At 73.6% G+C, this 16,773-nt stretch carries 19 protein-coding genes; 12 read left to right on the top strand and 7 right to left on the bottom strand.

Features of this window, described 5'->3' with window-relative positions; all coding sequences use genetic code 11:
• Positions 1-24 precede the first annotated feature (24 nt).
• Entirely contained in the window at positions 25-417 is a 393-nt protein-coding gene (locus tag AB0B57_RS24655) for an ankyrin repeat domain-containing protein (protein WP_357074210.1), read from the bottom strand.
• Between the two features lie 82 nt (positions 418-499).
• On the opposite strand from AB0B57_RS24655, the gene AB0B57_RS24650 reads away from it, so the two are divergent.
• The 10 genes from AB0B57_RS24650 (at position 500) to AB0B57_RS24605 (ending at position 6,368) form a co-directional block, all read left to right on the top strand.
• The gene (locus tag AB0B57_RS24650; RefSeq protein ID WP_357074207.1) at positions 500-877 is read left to right on the top strand and encodes a signal peptidase I; all 378 of its coding nucleotides are present in this window, start codon (positions 500-502) and stop codon (positions 875-877) included.
• Between the two features lie 109 nt (positions 878-986).
• Positions 987-1,442 (top strand): cysteine dioxygenase family protein, encoded by a 456-nt coding sequence (locus AB0B57_RS24645; RefSeq protein WP_357074204.1) that lies wholly within the window; start codon positions 987-989, stop codon positions 1,440-1,442.
• A 46-nt stretch (positions 1,443-1,488) separates the two neighbouring features.
• Positions 1,489-1,977: a rhodanese-like domain-containing protein gene (locus tag AB0B57_RS24640; protein ID WP_357074201.1), complete on the top strand. Its 489-nt coding sequence runs from the start codon at positions 1,489-1,491 to the stop codon at positions 1,975-1,977.
• A 50-nt stretch (positions 1,978-2,027) separates the two neighbouring features.
• On the top strand, positions 2,028-2,576 hold the full coding sequence (locus AB0B57_RS24635) for a winged helix-turn-helix domain-containing protein (RefSeq protein ID WP_357074198.1): 549 nt from the start codon (positions 2,028-2,030) through the stop codon (positions 2,574-2,576).
• A gap of 248 nt (positions 2,577-2,824) precedes the next feature.
• A complete protein-coding gene (locus AB0B57_RS24630; protein WP_357074195.1) occupies positions 2,825-3,430 on the top strand; it encodes a winged helix-turn-helix domain-containing protein in 606 nt (201 codons plus the stop codon).
• A gap of 41 nt (positions 3,431-3,471) precedes the next feature.
• Entirely contained in the window at positions 3,472-4,158 is a 687-nt protein-coding gene (locus AB0B57_RS24625) for a uridine kinase (protein ID WP_357074192.1), read from the top strand.
• A gap of 163 nt (positions 4,159-4,321) precedes the next feature.
• Entirely contained in the window at positions 4,322-4,720 is a 399-nt protein-coding gene (locus AB0B57_RS24620; RefSeq protein ID WP_357074189.1) for a TraR/DksA C4-type zinc finger protein, read from the top strand.
• 48 nt (positions 4,721-4,768) lie between these two features.
• Complete coding sequence (locus tag AB0B57_RS24615) at positions 4,769-5,641, top strand: DUF72 domain-containing protein (protein ID WP_357074187.1); 873 nt, start codon at positions 4,769-4,771, stop codon at positions 5,639-5,641.
• 120 nt (positions 5,642-5,761) lie between these two features.
• The gene (locus AB0B57_RS24610; protein WP_357074184.1) at positions 5,762-5,947 is read left to right on the top strand and encodes a hypothetical protein; all 186 of its coding nucleotides are present in this window, start codon (positions 5,762-5,764) and stop codon (positions 5,945-5,947) included.
• Positions 5,940-6,368: a DUF2267 domain-containing protein gene (locus AB0B57_RS24605; RefSeq protein ID WP_355029128.1), complete on the top strand. Its 429-nt coding sequence runs from the start codon at positions 5,940-5,942 to the stop codon at positions 6,366-6,368. Before AB0B57_RS24610 ends, AB0B57_RS24605 begins: the two co-directional genes overlap by 8 nt.
• A 66-nt stretch (positions 6,369-6,434) precedes the next feature.
• Here the strand turns inward: AB0B57_RS24605 and AB0B57_RS24600 are convergent, their stop codons facing one another.
• Complete coding sequence (locus AB0B57_RS24600) at positions 6,435-7,214, bottom strand: DUF72 domain-containing protein (RefSeq protein WP_357074180.1); 780 nt, start codon at positions 7,212-7,214, stop codon at positions 6,435-6,437.
• 157 nt (positions 7,215-7,371) lie between these two features.
• On the opposite strand from AB0B57_RS24600, the gene AB0B57_RS24595 reads away from it, so the two are divergent.
• Together AB0B57_RS24595 and AB0B57_RS24590 are read left to right on the top strand one after the other, a co-directional pair.
• On the top strand, positions 7,372-7,677 hold the full coding sequence (locus AB0B57_RS24595; protein WP_357074177.1) for a hypothetical protein: 306 nt from the start codon (positions 7,372-7,374) through the stop codon (positions 7,675-7,677).
• Positions 7,678-7,686: 9 nt separating this feature from the next.
• A complete protein-coding gene (locus tag AB0B57_RS24590) occupies positions 7,687-8,961 on the top strand; it encodes a cupin domain-containing protein (RefSeq protein ID WP_357074174.1) in 1,275 nt (424 codons plus the stop codon).
• 1 nt (position 8,962) lies between these two features.
• Here AB0B57_RS24590 and AB0B57_RS24585 read toward each other — a convergent pair whose 3' ends face one another.
• The 5 genes from AB0B57_RS24585 to AB0B57_RS24565 all read right to left on the bottom strand — a co-directional run bounded on the left by AB0B57_RS24585 (position 8,963) and on the right by AB0B57_RS24565 (position 16,771).
• Positions 8,963-9,478 (bottom strand): trypco2 family protein, encoded by a 516-nt coding sequence (locus tag AB0B57_RS24585; RefSeq protein ID WP_357074171.1) that lies wholly within the window; start codon positions 9,476-9,478, stop codon positions 8,963-8,965.
• A gap of 39 nt (positions 9,479-9,517) precedes the next feature.
• Positions 9,518-12,163 carry a CHAT domain-containing protein gene (locus tag AB0B57_RS24580; protein WP_357074169.1) on the bottom strand — a complete coding sequence of 882 codons (2,646 nt, stop codon included), beginning with the start codon at positions 12,161-12,163 and terminating at the stop codon, positions 9,518-9,520.
• Between the two features lie 87 nt (positions 12,164-12,250).
• Entirely contained in the window at positions 12,251-12,913 is a 663-nt protein-coding gene (locus AB0B57_RS24575; RefSeq protein ID WP_357074166.1) for a hypothetical protein, read from the bottom strand.
• Positions 12,910-15,585 (bottom strand): FtsK/SpoIIIE domain-containing protein, encoded by a 2,676-nt coding sequence (locus AB0B57_RS24570; RefSeq protein ID WP_357074163.1) that lies wholly within the window; start codon positions 15,583-15,585, stop codon positions 12,910-12,912. Before AB0B57_RS24570 ends, AB0B57_RS24575 begins: the two co-directional genes overlap by 4 nt.
• Positions 15,578-16,771, bottom strand: coding sequence for a hypothetical protein (locus AB0B57_RS24565; RefSeq protein ID WP_357074160.1), 1,194 nt, complete (start codon positions 16,769-16,771; stop codon positions 15,578-15,580). The genes AB0B57_RS24570 and AB0B57_RS24565 overlap by 8 nt, the downstream gene beginning before the upstream one ends.
• Positions 16,772-16,773 lie beyond the last annotated feature (2 nt).

Below are 16,773 nucleotides of genomic sequence, written 5' to 3'. Positions count from 1 at the left end.
TATACCGGCATGTCGGCGTCGGTGTCAGCCGGCGTGCAGCAGCGTCACCATCTCCGGCAGGTCGAAGAACGTCGCGGTCTCCAGGGCCGACGGGTTGCCGTGTGCCGGGTCGGCGCCGGCGGCGAGCAGCGCGCGGACCGCCTCGGTGCTGCTGCGGAAGACCGCGGCGGCCAGCGCGGTCTGGCCGCGGTCGTTGGCCCGGGAGTGGTCGGCGCCGCGATCGAGCAGGGCGGCCACCGTGTCCGGGTAAGCATGGTACGCCGCCAGGATCAGCAGCGTGTCGCCCTTGTCGTTGGTGAGGTTGACGGGCAGGCCGGCGTCGAGCTGCGCGGCCAACTCCTCGGTGGAGCCGGCCCGGGCCAGGTCGAACATCCGGTGCGCGAACGCCAGCGTCTCGGCGTCGAGGTGGTCGGTCACCGGTCCAGGTTAGTCGCCGCGGTCCTGATAGGTTGCTCGGCCGGCGCCTAGTTGCTCGGCCGGCGCGCGGGGAGAGGGTCCGATGGCTGAGACGGTGTACGTGGGCAACGCGGGCGTCGACGGTGCCACCAACGCCGGCTGGCTGCTCGGGCACTTCGCCCCGCCGGGGGAGATCCGGCACAGCACCGACGTCGAGGTGAAGTGGGGCGTGCACCCGCCCGGGCAGGCCCGCTCGCGGTGGGCGACCGGGGAACGGCGTACCACCCTGCTCGTCCTGGTCGAGGGGTGTTTCCGGGTGGAGTTGCCGGACCGGACGGTACGGCTGGCGGCGCCCGGCGACTACGTGGTGTGGGGTCGGGGCGTGGACCACTCCTGGTACGCCGAACGCGCGTCGGTGGTGCTGACCGTGCGGTGGCCCTCCGTGCCCGGCTACCGGGTGGACCCGCCGGTCCTGCGCTGATCGTCGGGGGTGAGTCGGCGTCCCACCAGGCGGTATTACCTACTAAACCTATAGGCTTTGCCGTCTAGAGTACGAGGGCACCCCGCCGAACGACCCGCGAGGAACAGCCATGACGCACCGCCGCCCGGAGCCCGACCTGCTCACCGTCGCCGCCCGGTGGGCCGACCCGGCTGGCTGGCCGGTCGCCCTGCGCTTCGACCCTGCCCAGCGGTGGTACGCGCGCCTCGACGTCGGCGACGACCACGAGGTGTGGGCGCTGAGTTGGCTGCCCGGGCAGGGCACCGACCTGCATGACCACGGTGGCTCCGCCGGAGCGTTCCGCGTCGTCCACGGCGCGCTCACCGAGGAGACGGTCGGCGCCGGTCGGCTGCGCCCACGGCTGCTGGCCGCCGGCGTCGGTCGTCGCTTCGGCCCCCGACACGTGCACCAGGTGACCAACCAGGGGTCGATGCCGGCGGTCAGCGTGCACGTCTACCGGCCGGCGCTGCTGCGGATGACCCGCTATCACCTCGTCGACGGACGACTGCGGGTCGCCGAGGTCGCCGAGGCCGGCCGGTCCTGGTGAACGCCGGCCACGCACGATCCACTCCTGTCACTGGAAGGAACCCATGATGCAGCTAACCGCCGAGCACTGTCCGGCCCCCGTGCCGCCGCCGGGCTCTCGGGGCATCGACGAGATTCTGGGCGCCGCGCGCGCCCGCCTCAACCGGCTGGACCCGGAGCGGGCACACCTGGCGTACCGGGCCGGAGCGCTGCTTGTCGACATCCGGCCGGCCGCGCAGCGGGCCGCGCACGGCATGGTGCCGGGCTCGCTCGTGGTCGAGCGCAACGTGCTGGAGTGGCGCTTCGACCCGCGCTGTCCGGCCCGGCTGCCGCAGGCGGTCGACTACGACGTGCCGGTGATGATCCTCTGCCAGGAGGGCTACACCTCGTCGCTGGCCGCCGCCGCCCTGCAGGACATCGGCCTGCACCGGGCCACCGACGTGGCGGGTGGGTTCGCCGCCTGGCGGATCGCCGGTCTGCCGGCCCTCGGCCCGACCCCGCTGCACCGCACCACCCCTCTCGCGCCCCCGGTCAACGCCGGGTGGGCGCGCCACTGACTGTCACGCCCCACCGGGCGTGGCAGGCGTACCGCCACTCAGGAGGCACCATGTCCGTCGTCGCCATCCCCGCTCGCCGTCACCACGGGCTGCGCCCGGCGCGGCCGCGCACCGCACCGACCCTGACCATCACCCTCGACCTCGTCCCCGGGCCGCTGAGCCCGCGGCTGGCCCGGCTCGTGCAACTGCTCGGTGAGCTTGCCGAGTCGGGGGAGGGTGAGCTGCGTACCGTCGAGAACGTCGCGCCGGGGCCGCGACCGGTCCCGATCCCGGCCAGCGCCGAGCCGCCCGCCGACCCGGACCACGTCGACATCCTGGCCGGCTCGCGGCTGGTCCGCCGCGGCGGCCGGGTCGTCCCGCTGACCCGCATCGAGTACGAGTTGCTGCTGTTCCTGGCCGAGCGGCCACGCCGGGTCTTCACCCGCCTCCAGCTGCTGTCCAGCGTCTGGGGTTACGAGCACGCGGTGGCCCGGACCGTGGACGTGCACGTGCGCCGGCTGCGCGCCAAGCTGGCCGGCACGGAGTTGGTCACCACCGTCTACGGGGTCGGCTACCGGCTGGCCGACGAGGCGCGGATCAGCGTGGACCACAGGCGCTGAGCGCCGGGCCGGCGGTCGTGTGAACGCCCAGGTGAACCGGACGGGGACCCCCGTATCGGCCCATCGTGTGGGCTCTGCTGTAATCATCTGACCTCACACGCAGAGCGAGCACCTGGCTCCGATGTGTAAGTCAATTGTCACAGTCATGCAACGCGGCCGCCCCTTGACCCTCGCCCGAGCGCCGGGAACCATCGATGAAGCGGCGTCCCGGGCCGTGGGGAGATACCCGGATCAGCCCAAGGAGGACCATGTCGGTCAGCCCTGCCTCGTCGCGCGCCGGATGGCATACGTCCCAACCCTCGGTGCCCGGTCGACCTCCCGGCGGCCAACGTCGCCCGGCGAACACCGCCGCGCCCGTGCTCACCGTGACGCTGTCCATTCCGCTGGCCTCTGAGGAGTCGCTGACTCCGGCGGCACGCCGGCTGCTCGAAGCCGCCCGCGAAATGCTGGAGCGGGGCGAAGGTGTGATCGTCGGGGCCGTCCCGGCCGAACGCCGACCCGACCAGGCACCCACCAACCGGTCGCCGGCCCTGGCGCTCAGCCCGACCATTCCGGCCCTGCACATCCTCGCCTCGTCCCGCTCGGTGCTGCGCGACGACGAGCCGCTGCCGCTGACCCGGCTGGAGTTCGACCTGCTGCTGCACCTGGTCGCCCACCCGCGCCGGGTGTTCACCCGGCTGCAACTGCTCAACGCCGTCTGGGGCTACGAGCACGCCGGCGTCCGCACCGTCGACGTGCACGTGCGTCGGTTGCGCGGCAAGGTCGGTGTGGACGTACCGCTGGTCACCACCGTCTACGGCGTGGGCTACCGGCTGGCCGACGACGCCCGGGTCACCATCGACCGCACGGGCTGACCGGCGTCACCGACCCGCCCGGCACGGGGCAGGATGGTCCGGTGCGCATCCGCCCCATCTCGCCCGACCTGCTCGTCGACGAGCTGGCCAGCCGGCTTGCCGACGCCGCGAGTCGCGCCGCGACGGACGCCGCGAGTCGCGCCGCGACCGGTGCCGCCGGGGCGGCCCGGCTGCGGGTGGCGGTGGACGGCGCTCCCGCCGCCGGCGCCGACGACCTGGCCGCCGCGCTCGTCGACCCCCTACGCGCCCGGGGTCGTCCGGTGCTGCACGTACGCGCCACCGACTTCCTCCGCCCCGCGTCCCTGCGTTTCGAGTTGGGCCGCACCAACCCCGACTCCTTCTACGAGAACTGGGTCGACGAGGCCGGGCTGCGTCGGGAGGTGCTCGACCCGGCCGGTCCGGGCGGCACCGGGCGGCTACTCCCGTCCCTCTGGGACGCCGACGCCGACCGGGCCAGCCGCGCCCGCTACGTACAGCTGCCACCCGGGGGTGTCGTCCTGGTCAGCGGCCCACTGCTGCTCGGCGGTGGCCTGCCCTTCGACGTCACCGTCCACCTGCAGTTGTCCCCGGCGGCACTGCGCCGCCGTACCGACCCGGCCCAGGAGTGGGCGCTACCCGCCTTCGACAGGTACGCCGAGGAGGTCGTTCCGGCGAGCTTCGCCGACGTGGTGGTCCGGGCCGACGACCCCCGCCACCCGGCGCTCGTGGAGGCCGACGGCGACGCCTGACAACAGTCGGGAAACCGTCGGTTTGTTCGGCTCGTCCGGCGGGTACTCGCCCGGCTCACAGGGCGCGGGTGACCGCCCGCGTACCGAACGCGACCGTGACCGGGGCACGACGCCGCCGGCACCCGGTTCCCGTGAGCCACAGGCCCAGGAAAGGCAGGCAGCGATGCTCGTCCACGACACGGTCGGTACCACCCGTCCCCAGGCGGAGATCGACCAGATTCGGCTCTCCCTGCAGGCGCGCTACGACGAGCTGACCGCCGAGTACGACCAGGCCGTGCTCCAGAGCCAGGTGCTGCGGCTGGTGGAGGTCGGCGACACCGCCGGCGACGACCAGGCCGACAGCGGCACCAAGACGGCCGAGCGGGACACCGCGCAGTCGCTGTTGCGTACCATCCTCGACCGCCGCGCCCAGTACGAGCACGCCCTCGGCCGGCTCGCCGAGGGCACCTACGGCTGGTGCGAGGGGTGCTCGGCGGCGATCCCGGTGGAGCGGCTGGAGATCTTCCCGGCCGCCACCACCTGCGTGTCCTGCAAGCAGACCCGCGAACGGCGAGCGGCCTGAGCGACACCAGCGGTTGCCGGTCGGTCCACAACGCGATGGACTTCACCCATGGGTGACATCCTGGTGGGCACCGCGTCCTGGACCGACCGCACCTTGCTGGACTCGGGGTGGTATCCGCAGACCGCGGACACCCCGGAGAAGCGACTGGCCTACTACGCCCGCAAGTTCCCGCTCGTCGAGGTGGACGCGACCTACTACTCCCCGCCCGCCGAGGCGACCGCGAGGCTGTGGGCCGAGCGCACCCCCGAGGGTTTCACCTTCAACATCAAGGCGTTCAGCCTGTTGACCGGGCATCCGACCCGGGTCAGCGCCCTCTACAAGGACCTGCGACCGGAGACCGACAAGAAGAACGTCTACCCCGACGACCTGCCCGCGCAGGCGTACGAGGAGGTCTGGACGCGGTTCCTGTCCGCCCTGGACCCACTCGTCGAGGCGGGAAAGTTGGGCGCGCTGCTGTTCCAGTTCCCGCCATGGTTCACCATCAAGCGGGCCAACAAGCAGTACCTGCTGGAGGTGGCGAAGCGCTGCGCGCCGCTACGCGCTGTCTACGAGTTCCGGCACGCCTCCTGGTTCGACGGCGACAACGCCGACGAAACGCTGACCTTCCTGCGCGAGCACGACCTGCCGTACGTCTGCGTGGACATGCCGCAGGGCCACCGCTCGTCGCTGCCCCCGGTGCTGGCCGCCACGGCGGACCTCGCGGTCGTGCGGTTCCACGGCCACAGCGACAAGTGGACAAGCAAGGACATCCACGAGAAGTTCGGCTACCACTACTCCAAGCGGGAGCTGGCCGACTGGGCGCCGAAGCTGCGCGAGCTGGCCGACCAGGCCGGCCAGACCCACGTGCTGATGAACAACTGCTACCGGGACTACGCGCAGACCAACGCGACGACCCTGGCCGGGCTGCTCGGCGCGGACTGACCGTCGGCTCACCCGATCGGGGTGGGGCCGGCTCACCCCGTCCGCCGGCAGGGTGGACACGGTGGGTGCGGCCGCCTGGGAGGGTGGCCGCCGCCGGAGACGACACGGAGGTGACGGGGGATGACGGTTCGAGTGGTGACGGATCGACGGCGTGGAGCCGTCCTGCACGTGGTCGGCACACCCGACAACGCCCGGCGCGCCCCGCAGGGCAGCCCGGTGCGGGCCCGCCGTGGCCCGGTGGGGCCGCCACGTCGCAGCGACGACCGACGGTGGGACAGCACGGAACGGGGGTCGACCGATGGCTGACGCGATGATCTCAGCGTTCGAATCGTCGTTGGACAAGACGAACCTCATTCTGAAGGACATCGAGAACGCCTACGGCTGGCCGAAGGACCGGCGCAACCAGTCGTACGCGGCGCTGCGCACGGTGCTGCACCTGCTGCGCGACCGGCTGCCGGTGGACGAGAGCGTGGAGTTCGCCCAGCAGTTGCCGGTGCTGGTGCGGGGCATCTACTTCGACGGGTGGGTCCCGTCGGACGTGCCGATCAAACTCAACCGGGACGACTTCCTCTACGAGGTCCGCCAGGGCTTCCCGTACGACGCGGAGGGCGGCCCGGAGCGGGTGACGCAGGTGGTGCTCGACACCCTGCGCCGACACGTCACCCAGGGCGAGTGGCAGGACGTGAAGGACACCATGCCCGCCGACCTGGCCACGATGATGCCCTGACGACCTGACGCGTCCGAGCCCGCCCGACTGTCGTTGGGCGGGCTCAGTCGCCGTCGTTGGGTGGGCTCAGTCGCCGGAGGTGTCCGCCTCGGCGGCGGTCGGCACCCGGGACACCGGATGCCCCGTCCGACGGGCGAGCGCGGCGAACGCCACGGCGTCCACGATGGCGGCGCCGCCCGGGTCGTTGTTGAAGTACACGTACGCCGGCTCGTCGGCGCCGAACGCGTCGGCCAGCCGGTGCGCCCAGGACCGCAGCGCGGCACGGCCGTACCGGGGCCAGGGGCGGGCCCGGCCCTCGTGCAGCCGCAGGTAGCCGAAGTCGGTGGTGCGCCAGCGCGGGGCCACCGGCCGTCCGAGCCGGTCCGCCCAGACCAGGGCCGCCCGACGCCGTTCCAGCACCGCCCGGGTGGCGTCGGTCCACCAGGACGGGTGCCGAGGCTCCACCGCGACCCGCACCTCGGCGGGAAACAGCCGCAGTGTGGCGTCGAGCGCCTCGACGTCCACCCGCAGGTTCGGTGGCAGCTGCACCAACACCGGGCCGAGCCGGTCACCGAGCGCGGTGGCACGCCCAAGGAACCGCGCCACCGGCTCGGCCGGGTCCCGTAACCGCTTGATGTGGGTGAGATAGCGGCTCATCTTCACCGCGACGCAGAAATCCGCCGGGGTGCGTGCCCGCCAGGCGGCGAAGGTGTCCCGCTCGGGCAGCCGGTAGAAGGCGTTGTTGACCTCCACGGTGGCGAACCCGTCGGCGAAGTGCTCCAGCCACCGCCGCTGTGGCAGCTGCCGCGGATAGAAGCGGCCCCGCCAGTCCCGATACTGCCAGCCGGACGTACCCACCAGGATCACCGTCTCATCCTGACACTCTGCGCCGCCGCCCGCGAACCGCCCGTGTCGCCCCGCTTCGACGTCTACGGTGAGGGTTAGAGAAGATCGCGCGTGGGGTACCACCCGCAGCACGACGGACCCCGGCGTACGGCGGGGCGGCACACCCGAGGGAGTACCGATGGCACTCAACGACGACGACATGCAGACCACGGGCGGCGGCGGCCTGGAAGGCCCGGCCGACGGTGGCGCGACCCCCGGTCACCAGGACGGTGGCGCTGACGGTGGCGCGGAGGGCCCGGCCGACGGTGGCGCGACCCCCGGTCACCAGGACGGTGGCGCTGACGGTGGCGCGGAGGGCCCGGCCGACGGCGGTGCGACCCCCGGTCAGCACGACGGTGGCGCTGACGGTGGCGCGGAGGGCCCGGCCGACGGCGGTGCGACGCCGGGTCAGCAGGACGGTGGCGCCGACGGCAGCGCCCGGTAGCGGCACACCATGACGCACCTCGACCCGCCGGGCGGCCACGGCCGCCCGGCGGTTTCGTCCGCAACCGCCACCGCCGCGCTGGCCCGCTGCGTCTCGGTCGAACCGGCCAAGTTCGCCGCCGCGCACTGGGGCCACACCCCGCTACTGTCCCGCGCCGCCGAGCTGCCCGACCCGGCCGGCTTCACCGACCTGCTCAGCCCCGCCGACGCCGACGAGTTGCTGAGCCGACGTGGTCTGCGTACCCCGTTCCTGCGGATCGCCAAGGACGGCCAGTTGGTGCCCGCGGCGCGCTGGACCGGCGGCGGTGGTGCCGGCGCCGAGATCGGCGACCAGGTGCTCGACGAGCGAGTCCTGGAGCAGTACGCCTCCGGCGCCACACTGGTGTTGCAGGGTCTGCACCGGATCTGGCCACCCCTCGTCGACTTCGCCCGTGACCTGGGCCTCGCGCTCAACCAGCCGCTACAGATCAACGCCTACCTCACCCCGGCCGGCAGCCAGGGCTTCGCCACCCACTACGACACGCACGACGTGTTCGTCCTACAGGTCGACGGCCGCAAACACTGGCGGATCCACCCGCCGGTGCTGCTCGACCCGCTGGAGAAGCAGCAGTGGGGTGGCCGTGCCGACGAGGTCGGCGCGACCGCGCAGGGTCCCGCCGCGCTGGACGTGGTGCTCGCCCCCGGCGACGCCCTCTACCTCCCCCGGGGCTGGCTGCACAGCGCGCAGGCGCAGGACGCCAGCTCGCTGCACCTGACCGTGGGCATCCGGGCGCTCACCCGCTACGCCCTGGTCGAGGAGTTGCTGGCGCTGGCAGCCGAGGACCAGCGGCTGCGGGCCACCCTGCCGTTCGGCACCGACGTCGCCGACCCGGACGCCATCGAGCCGGAGCTGACCGAGACGGTGGAGGCGCTGCGCGACTGGCTGCTGCGCGCCGACCCGGGCGCGGTCGCCGCGCGGCTGCGCCAACGAGCCTGGCCGGCTGCCCGCCCGGCGCCCATCCGACCACTCGCCCAGGCCGACGCGTTGGCCGCACTGGACGCCGACACACGGGTCACCCTGCGGCCGGGCCTACGCTGGCAGCTGGTGCCGCACGGGCCGGACACGGTGGCGTTGCGGTTGTTCGACCGCACCATCACCCTGCCCGTCGACTGCGAGGCGGCCGCTCGTGTCCTGCTCAGCGGCGCGGTCACCCGGGTCGGTGATCTGCCCGGGTTGCCCGACGACGCCGACCGGGTCACCCTGACCCGGCGACTGCTTCGTGAGGCCGTCCTGGTCCCGGCCTGAGCTACCCGGCGGTGGCCGCGACCAGCTCGATCCGGAGCGTGTGCGTGATCTCGTCGGTCAGCTCGCCCTCCGCGCCGACCGAGATCGTGCCCTGGTCGGTGACGCCGAAGACGAGTTCCACAGTGCCGGCCTTCAGCACCAGCGGGTCGTCACCGCCGCTGCCGGCGGCGACCACCGCGCGGATCGTGGTGATCGCGTCCACGAGGGTCACCGCGACGGCGCTGTGCCGCAGCTCGTGCCGGTCCTGGAGATCCTCGGCGACGAGCGTGATGTCGATCGTGTGGGTCTTCTGGTGGGATCGGCTGCCGGCCACCTTGACCTTCCAGCCGATCACCGGCACCCGGAAGTCCACGCCACCGCCGCCCTTCGTGGTGACGACCGCGCTCAGGATGAGCTGAACGGAGGCGACCCGCAGGTCCCGGCCCTCGTCGGTCGTGGAGATGCCGGCCTGCTCCACCGCGTACTTCACCGCCGACACCAGTTCCTCGACCGGCACGCTGTAGTCGGTCACCTCCATGCCGCGCCACCCTTTCCGTACGAGTTAGTTGTCGACAGGTCAGACGGCGGCGGTGGCGAACGGGTCGCCGTACACCGTGTAGGCCAGCCAGGTCGGGTCGAGCGGGTCGTCCTGCTGCTCGACGCGTGCGGCGAGGGCCGCCGCGCCGAGCGTGGCGCCGTCGGCGAGGGAGCGGTAGAACGCGGTCGCGAAGCGCGCCGAGCTGTCCGAGCGCACCGCCCAGAGCGTGCCGACGAAAGCCCCCGCCCCGGACGACATGAACTGCTGCGCCCAGCCGAGCATCGTGGTGTACGTCGGGGCCACGCCCGCGCTCCGGCACGCGTTGATGAACACGAGAGGGCCGGTCTCCGCCAGCAGTTTCCGGATGCTGGCCTCGGCGAGCAGGGTCGGTTTGAACCGGCCGCCGTCCATGTCGATGAACGAGCCGTCCGCCGAGAAGGTGTTGTGGCAGGCGAAGTGGGTCGCCCCCAACGCCCCCGAATTGATCAGGGCGAGGAGGTCGTCGGCCCTGGTGATGGGCTCGCTGTCGGCCGCGCCGAGGATCGCGCGGATGGCGGCGATCTCCTCGTGCGCGCCGGTTGGGGCCTTCGTCGGCACCACGAACCGCGGGTTGCGCAGGCCGACCGTCGCGTTCCGGTGCTGCCCGTAGGTGCGGCGGACCACGGGGACCTGCTCGACGAGGAAACCGGCATCACGCTGGGCGCTGAGCGGATAGAGCAGCTCCCACGGGACCACGTCGTGGTCGGTGGCGATCGTGAAGGCGCTCATGTCGCCGCCGACCTGCCAGAACTGGTCCCGCACGTCGGCCGGCACCAGCTCCGACCACAGCTGGATCCCCGCCGACCTGATGACCTCGCGGGCCATCGTCGCGCTGTAGCGGGAACCACCCCCGGCCAACTGCTGCAACTCCCGGATGGCGTGCTCCACCGCCGCGTTCGGCGTGTTCGTGACCGACTCGACGACCGGGGCGAACAGCGCCGCGTCCGACCGCAACTGGAAGGTGTATTGGCTGCCGTCGAACCGGACCTCCATGGTGACCTCGCCGGGCCGTGCCCGCGGGGCACCCATCGGCGCCGTCTTCGGCTGGCCGTCGCGGAACGGCCCACCGTCGGCGACGGAGACCTCGACGGAGACCTCGGTGAGGAACGTGCCGCCGGCCCAGGCCGTCACGTCGATGCGATGCAGACCCGGGGTACGCGCCCCGAAACCGAACCGGATCGGATCCGGATCGTCGTCGGGTGTGACCAGCACGGTCTGCTGGAGCGGGCCCTCGGAGTGCAGGCCGGCGGGCGCGTGGACGGTCACGGTGACCGGTGTGCCGGCGTCGGCGACGAAGAAGTGCCGCATCGGTGCCGTCACGGCGTCCGGATGGACGGATCGTCCCTCGGTGACGAGCCGAACCTCCACGCTCAGATCCTGCCCCGCCGGGACCTGGGTGGGCGCGCGCGCCACCAACAGCCGCTCCGGTGCCGGGGTGACGCCCGGAAATGACGAGGTCGGCGGTCCGGTGAACGTTGGTATCGCACGGTCCTCGCTGACGTTGGCCTCGTCGATGAGCATGGGGGGGACAGGGTTGCCCCTTGCGAGCACATCGAGGTAGAACTGCGGATCGGCGGACGTGACAGTGTCTGCCTCCTCCCGGAAATGGGCCCTCCGGGCCCGCTCCGGCCGCAACTCCGCTTGCTCGCGCCTGTCGTCCTGCGCCCGCTTCACCTCGCGCTCCCGCACATAGCGACCGACTCGTTCGTCGAGGGACAGCCGCACGCTTCTCAGGTCGAGGGTGATGCCGTCGAGAGCGGACGGGTCGTGACCGAGCCGTCGGCGGATGGCGGCCTCGGCTCGGACCACGTCGTCGACGCCGTACCGCGACGTGATCGGCCGGCAGGTGTCCAGCAGGAACTCGCGGACCAGTACCGCGGCGTCCGTGATCGCGCGTCGGACGATCCGCGCCGGGTCGGTCACCCGGAAACCGACGGCGATCGACGCCTCGAAGTGGTACGCGCCGCCCTCGGAGGGCAGCCGGAGGTCGACGACGACCGAGTGGGCGCGGGTGTCCACCTCGTAGCGCGTCGCGTACCGGGCTACCAACCCCGGGTGCCGCCACGCCATCGGCCGGCCACCGTCGGCGACCTCCAGATCACCCTGACGGGTCGAGTAGACGATCGCCGCCGACGGCCCGTGGCTGGGGGGCGGCATGAACAATCGCACCGGCTCCACGCTGAGGATCAGGGGGATCGCGGGCCCGGCCGGTGCGGCCTCCGGGGCGAAACTCGTCGCCAGGTCGTCGACCAGGTAGGCGATGTCCGCCGGAGCGCTGGTCCTGTGGACCCGCCGGTAGTGCTGCTGGCCAAGCGGTCTGAGCGCCTCGGGCAGGCGCGTCCCACGTTGCAGTTCGGCATTGTCCACCAGCACCGGAAGGACCGGAACCTGCTGGGTGAGGGCGGCTACGACCGTCCGTCGGCTGATGCCCGGTAAGACTGCCGACTCGCCGGGCAAGCGAGGTTCGATCACGACGATGAGTGCCGCCGAGTCTGACAGGCGCCGAAGCTTGGCGGGGGTCAGAACCGCGCCGGGATCGTCGCGAACGACGCCGTCGCTGCCGAATCGGGCGGTCAGCGCGCCGTCGAGCAGGCGCGCGACGGTGTTGTCCCCGGCGGCGCGGTAACTGAGGTGGAAGCTGACCATTTGACGTACCGTATCGAAGATCGCGCGCTGATCTTCGCCGCACCGGCCGTCGGCTTCTCGACAACCCCTTGTGGACGCCCCGAGCGGTCAGCGGCCGAGCGCCAGCAGCAGCGCGGTGGTCAGCAGGCCCGCGCCGAGGACCACGGTGATCGGCCGGGGGCCGAGCACCGCGTGTCTCCGGTCGGCCAGCACCCGGGCCGGCGCCAGCCCGACGAGCGGCCCGAGCAGGGTCACCACCAGCGCCAACACCGGCATCCCGACCGCCAGGTCGCCGCCGTACCCGACGCCCAGCGCCCGTGCCCCGGCCCCCAGCGCGTACGCGAGCACCGCGCCGGCCACCCCGCAGAGCGCCAGCAGGGGGTTGACGGAGCCCGGCAGCTCACCCGGCTGCCCGGCCCGGTCGAGCAGGTCCCGGGCGCGGGTGAGCAGCAGCACCGCGTCGGTGGCCTCGCCGCCGTTGGCGGGAGCGGGCGGGCCGCCGAGGCGACGGGCACCGAGGCGGGTCCGCACCTGCTGCCACAGGTGTGCCACCTCGGCGTCGACCCGTTCCTGCTGCTCGCGCGCCTCGACGAGCTCCACCTCGGCGTCCTGGACCTGCTCGGCGGCGTCGGCGACGGCCTGTTCGGCGGCGGCGCACTGCCGCTCGTACCAGGTGTGCGCCTCGGCACGCTGCTCCTGCACCCGTGCGGTCAGCTCGGCCAGTCGCCGCAACTGCGCCGCGTACGTCTCACTGGCCACTGGTTCGTTCACCGCGACGGTCCATAGGGGATGATCACCTGGCCGGTGCGGTGGACCGCCCGGTCGAAGAAGAGCCCTCGCCAGGGGCGGGGATACCAGTCGGGGCCGCCGGTGCCCGGGTAGAGCGACGAACCCAGCTCGCCACCGTGCGCGTCCAGCGCCACCCAGGCCCCGATCTGGTCGGTGCGGGCGGCCGGCCCGCCGAGGTCGGCGCGCATCCGGGCCACCCCACGCCACCAGGCCAGCACGTGCGTGCGCCGTTCCGGCCCGTCGTGCAGGATCCGGCGTAGGTGTTCCAGGCCGGTGCGTCGGCCCGCGCGGGCGGCCAGTGTGCCGGCCGCCGCGTCGACCGCGAACAGCAGCAGATAGTGCGGACTGCCCGGCCCGGTCAGCCCGTCGGCCGTCTCGGCCATCAGCTCGCCCACGGTCTCCTCGTCGTACCAGGCGGCGTCGTCGGCCAGGTCGTCGTAGAGGGCACGGGCCATCGGGTCGGCGTCCGCGTCGAGGCAGGCGATGGAGAACCGGGCGGTGCCCGGCGGGTGTTGGCGGGCCAGCGACCGGGCCGCCGCGTCGAGCACCGCGCACGCCTCGTCCACCCGGGTGCCCAGCACCGCGAGGTTGCGCCCCGGTGCGCGCGGCAGCCGCAGCGCCGCCGAACGGGACTGCACGTCGATGATCTCGCCGAGCAGGGCCACCGGGCTGCGCGGCACGCTCCCGTCCGGGGGTGCGGTGAGCGCCCGGAAGTCCGGCGCGTCGGCCAGCCGGGGGATCGCGTCGCCGTCAAAGAGTCGGGCCGGCGCCGCGTCGGGCGGGCGCATCCGCCACAGCCGGTGCTGCAACCCGCTCCACGTCTCCCAGTCGCTGGCCGACGGGATCCGGGCGACCTCGTTGCCCTCCACCATGCCCGACTCGGCGTTGACCACCGCGTGCCAGCGGGGCAGCGACTGCGCCGCGTCGTTGCGCTCGGCGAGGATCCGCAGCGCCTTGGGCAACGCGATGCGCAGCGTGAACTGGGCGACCAACGCCGGGCGGCCCCACAGCGCCTCGATGCCCCGCACGTCCTGCGAGGCGAGCACCAGGTGGATGCCCTGCGACCGGCCGCGCCGGGCCAGGTCCTCCAGCAGGTCGGCCGCCTCCCGGGCGACCACGTCCCGACCGGCCAGCAGCATCTGGAACTCGTCGACCACCGCGACGATCCGTGGCCAGTGCCCGTTCGGGTCGACGGCCCGCAGCTCGGCCAGCTTGGTCACCTCGTGCTTCTTGGCCGCGTCGGCCCGCCGGCGCAGCTCCTCGGCGAGGAACCGCAGCAGCGCCAACCCGAACTCCCGGTCGGTGTTGACGTTGATGCCGACCAGGCGCATGTGCGGTAGCCAGCTCGGGTCGCGCCGGCCCTGCGCGAACCGCGCGAAGGACACCCCCTCCTTGAAGTCCAGCAGGTAGAACTCCAGCTCGGCGGGGGAGTAGCGGGACGCGAGGGCGCCGATCCACGCGAAGATCAGGTTGGTCTTGCCGGTGCCGGACGGCCCGCCGATCAGCGCGTGCGGCGGGTAGTCACCCAATGTCAGCCGCACCGGCCGGCCCTGCGGCCCCTCACCGATCGGGGCGGTCAACCCGTCGGCGGAGTCCTCCCGCCACATCAGCTCGGGCGGGGGCAGCAGGTCGGCGAACGGGGTCGGTGGTGGGCCCGCGTTGACCTGTGCGGCGATCTCCCGGCAGGTCTCGGTGACGAGCGTCGCCGGTGGCGGCGGGTCCAGCCGGATCGGCAGCCCGGCCGACCCGCCGATGCGCGCACCGGAGGCACCGGCCACCACCCGGGTGACCGTCGGATCGTCCGGCACCGGCACACCGTGCACCACCAGGTGCACCCCGCACGCCGGGCCGGCCCGTACGACCCGGTCCAGCTGGCCGCGCTCGTGCCGGTTCAGCTCGTCACCGCCGAGTAGCACCGCCACCCGCCACGGTTCGGGTCGTCGGCCGGTCGCCGCGGCCAGTTCCCGCAGCGAGGCGTACTCGCCGGCGAGGACCGTCTCGTTGATCCGGCGGATCTGCTCCACCAGGTCGTCCAGCAGTGGACCCAGCCCGCCGGGGCCGACGAAGGTGAGCAGCCCCGCCGTGCCCAGCGGTGCGAACCCGGCCAGGCCCCCACCGAGTTGCTCCGGGTCGTACCCGGTCAGCCGGACCGCGCCGGGGGTGGCGCGGCCGGCGGCCCGCAGCAGCAACGCGGACACCACCGCGTCGCAGCCGGCCCGGTCGTTTCCGGAGAGGTGCACGTGGCCGGCGTCGAGGAGCGGCACCAGCGCGGGCACCGGGTCGACGCCGTCGATCCGGACCGTGCCGACCCGCAGCGCGCCGGGCGGCTCCGCCCGCCGGGTCGGCGTCGGTGCCCACCCCGCCCAGTCGGCCCCCGCGCAGCCGGGCGCCTCCTGGCGGGCGGCGTCGGCGGCGCGCCGGGCCAGCTCGGCGATCCGGGCGGAGTAGCGGGCGTCGATGTCGGCGATGCGGCGGTCCCGCTGGGCGCCCACCCGTTCCGGTACGACGGCCGCCGCCCGCTGGACCCGGGCCAACCGTTCCCGCCCGGCGGTCAGCTCCGCCTGCGCGGCGGACAGCCGGGTACGGGTGGCACCCAACGCCTCGGCCAGGGTGTCCCGGACGCGCCTGGCCAGCTGACCGCGCCGATCAGCCATCGGAGCCCCGACGGGTCGGCGCGTCGCGCCACGGGCTGCCCGAGCGCGGCGCCAGGCCACCGGGACGCGGCGGCAGCCCGTCGGGACGCGGCGGCAGCTCATCGGGGCGCGGCGGCAGCTCCTCCGAGCGCGGCGGCAGACCACCGGAGCGTTGCCCACCGGCAGCGCCCGGTCGTTGCGCCGCACCGCCGGCACGCGAACCCACGCCTCCCGCCCGCCCAGCCCCGCCCGACTGCCCGGTACCCGCCGGTCGAGCGGCCCGCGCCGGTTGCTGCGCCCCGCCTCGTTGCTCCGCCCCGCCTGGTCGTTCTCCGGCGCCCGGTTGCCCCGCGCCCGCCGGCTCTTTCGGGCCCGAGGGGAGGTCCCGGCCGAGGCGGGCGAGCAGCAGCCCGGTCGCCACGCCGGCGGTCACCGCGGAGTCGGCGGCGTGCGTCGGCTCCCCGGAGGCGCGTGGCGGCGGCATCCGGCACACCCGGGTCAGCAGCGTCTCCAGCACCGGCGGCGGCAGCCCGGGCAGCAGGTCGCGTACGCGCCCGTCCAACTCGCCACGCAGCCGAGGGAGGTCGGCGGCGCGGGGCGGGTGCCCCAGCAGCTCACCGGCGAGCTCGCGCAGCAGTGGTGGCGCCAGCGCCGCCATGCCCAGCCCCACGTCGGCCGGGGCCCGCCGCAGCTCCTTGCGCAGCCGGTCCCGGTCGCCGGAGCGGACACCACCCACCACCCGGCGCAGCAACTCCTGGGAGTCGCCCACCCGCTCGTCGGGTTCGTCGTCGGAGCCCTCGCGCCCGCCGGTCAGCTCCGCCACCCGCACCGACCACCAGCGGCGCATCCGAACCTGCTCGGTCGACTCCGGCGCGACCGCGGTGGGCCCGGCCGCCGGTGGGGTGTCGTGTCGGGGAGCGCGTTGCTCAGGGCGGGGCGCCGGGGACCCGTCCGCGCCGAGCCCGATCGCCGCCAGGTACGCCGAGAGCTGTTCCTGGGCGACGCGCAGCGCGTAGCCGGCGCTCTCGGCATGTTCGGTGGCGGCGGACAACTCCGGCACCCCCATCGGGTTGGCCGACTCCTGGCGGACCCAGCGGAGACGCTCCGCCGCGAGGCCGAACTTCTCCAGCGCCTGCCCGAGCAGCGCGACCGGGAACTCCTCGCTGGCGGCGCGGACCTGCCCACCCACGTCCTCGATGATGGACACGA

This window comes from Micromonospora sp. NPDC049101, from assembly GCF_040648675.1.
GTDB lineage: Bacteria > Actinomycetota > Actinomycetes > Mycobacteriales > Micromonosporaceae > Micromonospora.
Note: the sequence above shows the minus strand (reverse complement) of the source record. Positions and strands in the feature narration are given on the sequence as shown.

Coding starts and splice junctions, on each gene's coding strand:
- AB0B57_RS24650 (WP_357074207.1), top strand. CDS start 500: ATGGCTGAGACGGTGTACGTGGGCAACGCGGGCGTCGACGGTGCCACC.
- AB0B57_RS24645 (WP_357074204.1), top strand. CDS start 987: ATGACGCACCGCCGCCCGGAGCCCGACCTGCTCACCGTCGCCGCCCGG.
- AB0B57_RS24640 (WP_357074201.1), top strand. CDS start 1,489: ATGCAGCTAACCGCCGAGCACTGTCCGGCCCCCGTGCCGCCGCCGGGC.
- AB0B57_RS24635 (WP_357074198.1), top strand. CDS start 2,028: ATGTCCGTCGTCGCCATCCCCGCTCGCCGTCACCACGGGCTGCGCCCG.
- AB0B57_RS24630 (WP_357074195.1), top strand. CDS start 2,825: ATGTCGGTCAGCCCTGCCTCGTCGCGCGCCGGATGGCATACGTCCCAA.
- AB0B57_RS24620 (WP_357074189.1), top strand. CDS start 4,322: ATGCTCGTCCACGACACGGTCGGTACCACCCGTCCCCAGGCGGAGATC.
- AB0B57_RS24615 (WP_357074187.1), top strand. CDS start 4,769: ATGGGTGACATCCTGGTGGGCACCGCGTCCTGGACCGACCGCACCTTG.
- AB0B57_RS24610 (WP_357074184.1), top strand. CDS start 5,762: ATGACGGTTCGAGTGGTGACGGATCGACGGCGTGGAGCCGTCCTGCAC.
- AB0B57_RS24605 (WP_355029128.1), top strand. CDS start 5,940: ATGGCTGACGCGATGATCTCAGCGTTCGAATCGTCGTTGGACAAGACG.
- AB0B57_RS24595 (WP_357074177.1), top strand. CDS start 7,372: ATGGCACTCAACGACGACGACATGCAGACCACGGGCGGCGGCGGCCTG.
- AB0B57_RS24590 (WP_357074174.1), top strand. CDS start 7,687: ATGACGCACCTCGACCCGCCGGGCGGCCACGGCCGCCCGGCGGTTTCG.
- AB0B57_RS24585 (WP_357074171.1), bottom strand. CDS start 9,478: ATGGAGGTGACCGACTACAGCGTGCCGGTCGAGGAACTGGTGTCGGCG.
- AB0B57_RS24580 (WP_357074169.1), bottom strand. CDS start 12,163: ATGGTCAGCTTCCACCTCAGTTACCGCGCCGCCGGGGACAACACCGTC.
- AB0B57_RS24570 (WP_357074163.1), bottom strand. CDS start 15,585: ATGGCTGATCGGCGCGGTCAGCTGGCCAGGCGCGTCCGGGACACCCTG.